Below are 6,038 nucleotides of genomic sequence, written 5' to 3' on the forward strand. Positions count from 1 at the left end.
TTCAACTACGACGATACGCTGGAGTATTACGCTCCGATCACCTATCGCTTTGAAGATGAAACCTTTACCAAAATCCATGTCATTAAAACCCCGCCGCTGAATGAAAAACGGCTCCACGAAGAGGCATTGGAGGTCTTGGTTCCCGAGATCAGTGAGCTAAAAACAGCGCTAACACTTCAAAAACAAGAGCAAACAAACCTGTTTCTGGCTTCGCTCAATCTCACCCATCATCGCTATCTAACCCGCGAACAGATTATTGCATCCCTCAAAAGCGCCCCCCCAACCACTCAAACCTACGGCTCACTCGATACGGAAGTGTTACGGGATGTTTTGGGACGGCACCTCAATACCCCTTTGGCATTTGTCACAAACGATGATTTGATCATCGAGATCAATAAACAGCTTCAGCTCCCCTATCGGGATGATGCTTTGCACTATTCGCTGTCGCTTCATTTGGACGCACACGAGTTGAGCCGACAAATATGGAACGAAGAAGAGCTTACTATAGCGGCGATGGTGGAAGAGCAAAGCGTCCACGAAGAGAGAGCATTTTTAAATGAGCTGGAACATTTGGTGAACGAGTGCCGCGAGCGCGCCAAACTCTTAGAGATGGAGAACAGCTATCTCTATGAGATCGTTTACGAATTGCTTTTGCCCTATCTCACCTACACCCCGCATATCAGTTCCAAAACATCCCGTCGGGTACTGTTTGCCTTCGATCAGCGCATAGCGGGAGAACTCCTCAAACGTCAGCGTCAAGCATTGTTAGCACGTACCGTACGCGATTTTAAAAATCTCTTCCCGCTGGCACGTTCACTGCGCCGCCGTCTGATCTTTCACACAGGACCGACTAACAGCGGTAAAACGTATACGGCGTTCCAACACCTTAAACGTGCGGGGACGGGATACTATCTCGCACCGTTGCGTTTGTTGGCGTTAGAGGGATATGAGACCCTTCGGGATGATGGGGTGAGTGCATCGCTGATCACGGGAGAAGAACAGCTCCTCGACGAAGATGCCACCCATATCAGCTCCACCATCGAGATGCTCAGCTTCGAAGTTGAAGTGGATTGCTGTGTCATCGATGAGGTACAGATGATCGATGATCGTGATCGGGGATGGGCGTGGGCGAATGCCATCATCGGTGCACCCGCTAAAACGGTCATTATGACGGGATCACCCAATGCCCGCGAAGCGATTATCGCGTTAGCCGAATATCTGAACGAGCCGTTGGAGATTGTAGAATTTGAGCGAAAAAATCCTCTCGAACTCCTCAAATCGGCCACTCCGATCACCGCTATCGAGCCTAAAACTGCCGTTATCGCCTTTACCCGTTCCAACGCCCTACGCCTCAAACAGCAGCTCTCCAAAACCTATCGAACCAGCGTTATCTACGGCAATCTCAGCCCTGAAGTGCGCCGTGAAGAGGCACGCCGTTTCCGCGAAGGAGAGACCGATATTCTCGTCGCTACCGACGCGATCAGTATGGGGCTGAACCTCCCGATCAAAACACTGTTATTCTCCAAAGCGGACAAATTCGACGGGCAAAATCAGCGTAACCTCACCGCGACGGAAGTACGACAGATTTCGGGACGGGCAGGACGTTACGGTCTTAGTGAAAAGGGGTATGTCGGAGCGCTCACGGGAGATGTTCTCAAAACCATCACATCCCTCTTTACCAAAAACATCGAGCCTATCGCCTTGCCGTTTAACGTGATGGCGAATTTCGATCACATCATGCTCGTCTCGAATATTTTGGAGGAGAAATCGCTCTCCGCCATCGTCGATTTTTTCGTTGAAAATATGAAATTCGAAGGACCGTTCCGAGCTGCCAATCTCGAATCGATGCAGGAAGCCTCTGCTATTATCGACCAGTACGATCTCGATATGCGCACCAAATACACCCTCGCTACCGCACCGCTCTCCACCTCATCACCCCTCGTGATGGCATCATTTGAGCGTTATGTGAGAGCATTGGAGCAGAAAAAACCGATCGCTTATATCCCGCCGAAGCAATTAGGGAACTATGCGTTATCGATGGAAGAGCTCCAAGAGGCGGAAGATCGGATCAAAGAGATCAGTTTGTATCTATGGCTGTCGTACCGAATGGCGGAGTTTTTCGTGGATGCGGAAAAAGCACGACTGTTTCGTGGGGAACTGAACCGTTTTATCGAAAATTCACTCCAACAAAGTCACTTCGTCCCGCGCTGTAAAACATGTGGAAAACCTCTATCACCGAATGCGGAATTTGCCATCTGTCAAAGCTGTTTTAACAATCTCAATCGCACCAAAGCCCAACAAACACGCTCAAATCCAGCAGAAAAACGCTATAGCTCAAAGCACCGATAAAATGTCGTCGTGCTTCTGCATTCGGATAAAGGCATCGACTATCTCCATATCGAGATGATGCTGCATCGTTTTTTTCATCAGCATTAGCGTGTCGTAAGAGCTCATTCTATCTTTGTAGGATCGTTTGGTCGAGAGGGCATCAAATACATCACACACACCGATAATTCGGGCAAACAGTGTTATACTTTTTCCCATCAACCCATCAGGATAACCGCTGCCGTCGAGTTTTTCATGGTGATGACGTATCCCATCGAGAATAAGCCTATCGTGAACACCGATCTTCAGGGCAATCGTATAGCCATAAAGAGGGTGATGTTTCATCGCTTCAAACTCACTCTCGGTTAGTTTTCCGTTTTTATTGGTAATCTTCGGATCGACTCGGCATTTCCCCAAATCATGCATCAATGCCGACATCCCAAGCTCTTCAAGCATTACCGAATCCAGCTCCAAATACGCCCCTAAACTCAGAGAGTAAATACAAACGTTAATCGAGTGGGTATGGGTATAGTAGTCATACGCCGTTATTTTCATCAATGACTCGATCGCGTGTTTATCACTGAAAATCGTCCCGACAAATGTATTGACAACTGTTTTTGATTTCGGAACGTTTTCAAGCTCTTCGGGATTTTCAAACATCTCATCGAGTATAACCGATGCTTGGCGATAGATGACGGCCGCTTTTTTCGTGATCGGCATCTTTTCATTGCGTGCGGCACTTTGGACAACTTTATCCACAAACAGTTCATATACGGGGAGATCGCTTTGGCGGACAAAAAGAGAGCGATGATCGTCCATCTCTTTTTTGATATTTACATCAACGGGGGTATTCTTAGGCAAAAAAATGGTTTTTTCGGAGTAATTCCCTTCCAACAAGAAAAGGTCAAAATCCAAGACGTCTCCGACATCAATAAACCACTTTTCGATTTCCACATACGCCGTTCTCCGGCTCTCATCATAGCGCCGAAAAATACGTATTTGCTTCACATCCGTTGTTGCCTAGAGCAACAGATCCGAATAATCGTATTCGGAAGGATTTAAAAAGATTTTCCCCCCTCGGGTACTGAGGCGAATATCTTCATCCGCCAACGATTCAAAACGGTTTTTTATCTTCTTTTTCTCTTTGTCGTTATACCGCTTGAGTTTTAAAAACGACTTCAGCGATACCCATTCATCGATCTCACTGTCGACCACATCGACATTGATCGCATCGGCAACATTTGCCTCTTCCATCACCGTATCGGTATTGACGTGAGAGAGAAATTTGGTCGCAACTACATGCAAAACATTTCGCAGCTGTGCATCACGCTCTTTGTAAATCTGCTCCACTTTTACCCGTTCGTCAATCAACATTTGCTCACGCTGATCCCGCAACCGTGTCGTCTCTTTCTCGAGAACATCCACTTTTTCACGAAGCCGTTCATTCTCTTGTTCGATGTATTGGGTATAACGGTTATCGTTTGCGATGTTAGCCGAAGCCGTATTTCCTTTTGCCGACTCTACCGCTACGTATTTAACCCCGTTATCGACAATACAATCCAAACTTCCCCGTCGGATACGGTTATGGATTGCCTCCTTGGAAACATTGTAGTACTCGGCTGCATCGGCGATTGTCATCTTTTTCATTTCGTTTGCTCCCGCTTAAGTAACATTTTAATAAAGGCATCCACAATACTCATATCCAAGTGCTCTTTAAACTCTTGCTTCATCAGGCGCAATGATTCAAAAGAGGTCATCGGGTCTTTATACGAGCGTTTGGTCGATAGGGCGTCAAACACATCACAAACACCGATGATACGGGCAAATCTACTAATCTTCACCCCTTTGAGATTATCAGGATAACCGCCTCCGTGGAGCCGTTCATGATGGTGACGGATACCGGTCAAGATACGCTCATCCGTTATTCCGAGATTCAATGCGATTTGATGCCCCTCGGCGGGATGGCGTTTCATCTCTTCAAACTCCATATCATCGAGTCGTCCGTTTTTATTGATAATGTTGTAATCGACCTTACTTTTGCCTATGTCGTGCAAAACGGCTGCGGTTCCAAGGGTAGAAAGCTCCTCTCCGCGAATCCCCAAAAAAGCCCCCAAACTAATCGTATAGATACTCACATTGATCGAATGGGTATGGGTATAGTAATCATGTGCCGTAATCTGCATCAACGACTCTACCGCACCCGAATCGTGCAATACGATCTCGATAAACCCGCCGACGAGCGGCTGTATCTCTTGAATATTCCCCAAAGCTTCAGGGTCTTGGAACATTGTATCCATTACCTCTGTCGCTTTTTCATAGACAATCGCCGCTTTCTCTTCGGTCGGAATATCTTTGCGTGAGGCTATGTATTGAATATGATGATTGAGGTACGCTTTATACGCGGGATATTCCCGCTCTTCCGTGTAGAGTTTATCAACAGAGCGAAGGGTAACCTTCATATCTCCATCGATGGTATTGCCCGATTCGAGCAACAGTGTCATACCGTTTTTATCGGCATTAGCCATATAAAGAGAGAACGCTAAATTCTCCCCCTCGGTAATAATACGCTTGTCTATCGCTTTAAAACAGCTTACTTTTTGTTTCATCTAAAATTGTCAAATACGAGGGGTGCTTCCCACTCCATCGCTTTGATCGCCCCCATGATTTTTTGCAGTTCGTCGATCTGTTTTGATTTGACGCGGATATGTTCCCCTTCAATCGCAACGGTTGCTTTGGTTTTAAGATTTTTGATTTCGGCTTGAATTTTTTTTGCCTCTTTGGCATCGATGGTATCGACGATTTTGTAGGTTGCTTTTCGGCTTCCGCCGCTTGCATCTTCGGTTTTGAGTTCATTTAATGCTTTGGAGGAGAGTCCCCGTTTGATCAGTTTTGCAACGACGATGTCTTTGAGAGCGTCGAGTTTGTTATCACTGGAAGCGAGGAGGATAAGCTGTTTCTCTTTTTCGCGGTAGTTGATCTCATAGGTAACCCCTTTGAAATCGTAACGACCTATTACCTCTTTTTCGGCTTGGGCTATCGCGTCTTTGAAGGCTTGAAGGTCGATTTTTGCAGAGATGTCGAGAGAGTGTTCTGATGCCATAATGTCTATCCTGTATAAACTTTGTATTTATACAGTTAGTATAACACAACCAAACCTTAATGTTTTAAAAATCCCATCCCCCCAAATCAAAACCTCCCCCGAAATTCATTGTCGGATCAGGATAACCTAACATGGCGCTTTTCATTCGAAGCATTTTGATATCCTGCATCGGAGCGATCGATTGCGGACAAACAGGAACACATGCTCCGCACAACGTACAATCCCAAATGCCGTTGGTTTGAACCGCTGCCATTTTTTCCTCGCTGTTTTCTTCTCGAGGATCGTTCACATACCGCCAAACACGGGTGAGGGCAAAGGGACCTAAAAATGCGGGATTTGCGGCATATACAGGACAGGCACTAAAACATGAGGTGCACAAAATACAGTCGCTTTGCGTCTCGATCCGCTCCATATCCTCGGCACTTACCTTTATCTCTTTGGATGATTCACTCCATGCCATCCCTGCGCAGTTAAATCGTTCGATAGATGACGTATCAACGATCAAGTCACGAATAACACGGGCATTTCGGATCGGCTCAATCAAATCCCCCTCACTCGGTTTGTATTCGCACATCAATTCTTCACGCCCGTTTACCCGTACGGCACAGCTGCC

General features: G+C 46.5%; 6 protein-coding genes. 1 reads left to right on the forward strand and 5 read right to left on the reverse strand.

Going from position 1 to position 6,038, the window contains the following annotated elements; all coding sequences use genetic code 11:
- On the forward strand, window positions 1–2,349 hold a 2,349-nt coding region (locus VFW36_RS10735; protein WP_329658812.1), incomplete at its 5' end, for a helicase-related protein.
- Here the strand turns inward: VFW36_RS10735 and VFW36_RS10740 are convergent.
- From VFW36_RS10740 to VFW36_RS10760, 5 genes are all read right to left on the reverse strand, one after another.
- Entirely contained in the window at window positions 2,335–3,333 is a 999-nt protein-coding gene (locus VFW36_RS10740; RefSeq protein WP_329658813.1) for an HD-GYP domain-containing protein, read from the reverse strand. The two genes, VFW36_RS10735 and VFW36_RS10740, sit on opposite strands and share 15 nt — an antisense overlap.
- Window positions 3,334–3,345: 12 nt before the next feature.
- On the reverse strand, window positions 3,346–3,972 hold the full coding sequence (locus VFW36_RS10745) for a DNA-binding protein (RefSeq protein ID WP_329658814.1): 627 nt from the start codon (window positions 3,970–3,972) through the stop codon (window positions 3,346–3,348).
- Window positions 3,969–4,931, reverse strand: a complete 963-nt coding sequence (locus VFW36_RS10750; RefSeq protein WP_329658815.1) for an HD-GYP domain-containing protein — start codon at window positions 4,929–4,931, stop codon at window positions 3,969–3,971. The genes VFW36_RS10745 and VFW36_RS10750 overlap by 4 nt, the downstream gene beginning before the upstream one ends.
- Window positions 4,928–5,425, reverse strand: coding sequence for a YajQ family cyclic di-GMP-binding protein (locus VFW36_RS10755; protein ID WP_329658816.1), 498 nt, complete (start codon window positions 5,423–5,425; stop codon window positions 4,928–4,930). Before VFW36_RS10755 ends, VFW36_RS10750 begins: the two co-directional genes overlap by 4 nt.
- A 64-nt stretch (window positions 5,426–5,489) precedes the next feature.
- A partial coding sequence (locus VFW36_RS10760; RefSeq protein WP_329658817.1) for a succinate dehydrogenase/fumarate reductase iron-sulfur subunit occupies window positions 5,490–6,038 on the reverse strand: 549 nt, incomplete at its 5' end.

This window comes from Sulfuricurvum sp. (assembly GCF_036279695.1).
Lineage (GTDB): Bacteria > Campylobacterota > Campylobacteria > Campylobacterales > Sulfurimonadaceae > Sulfuricurvum.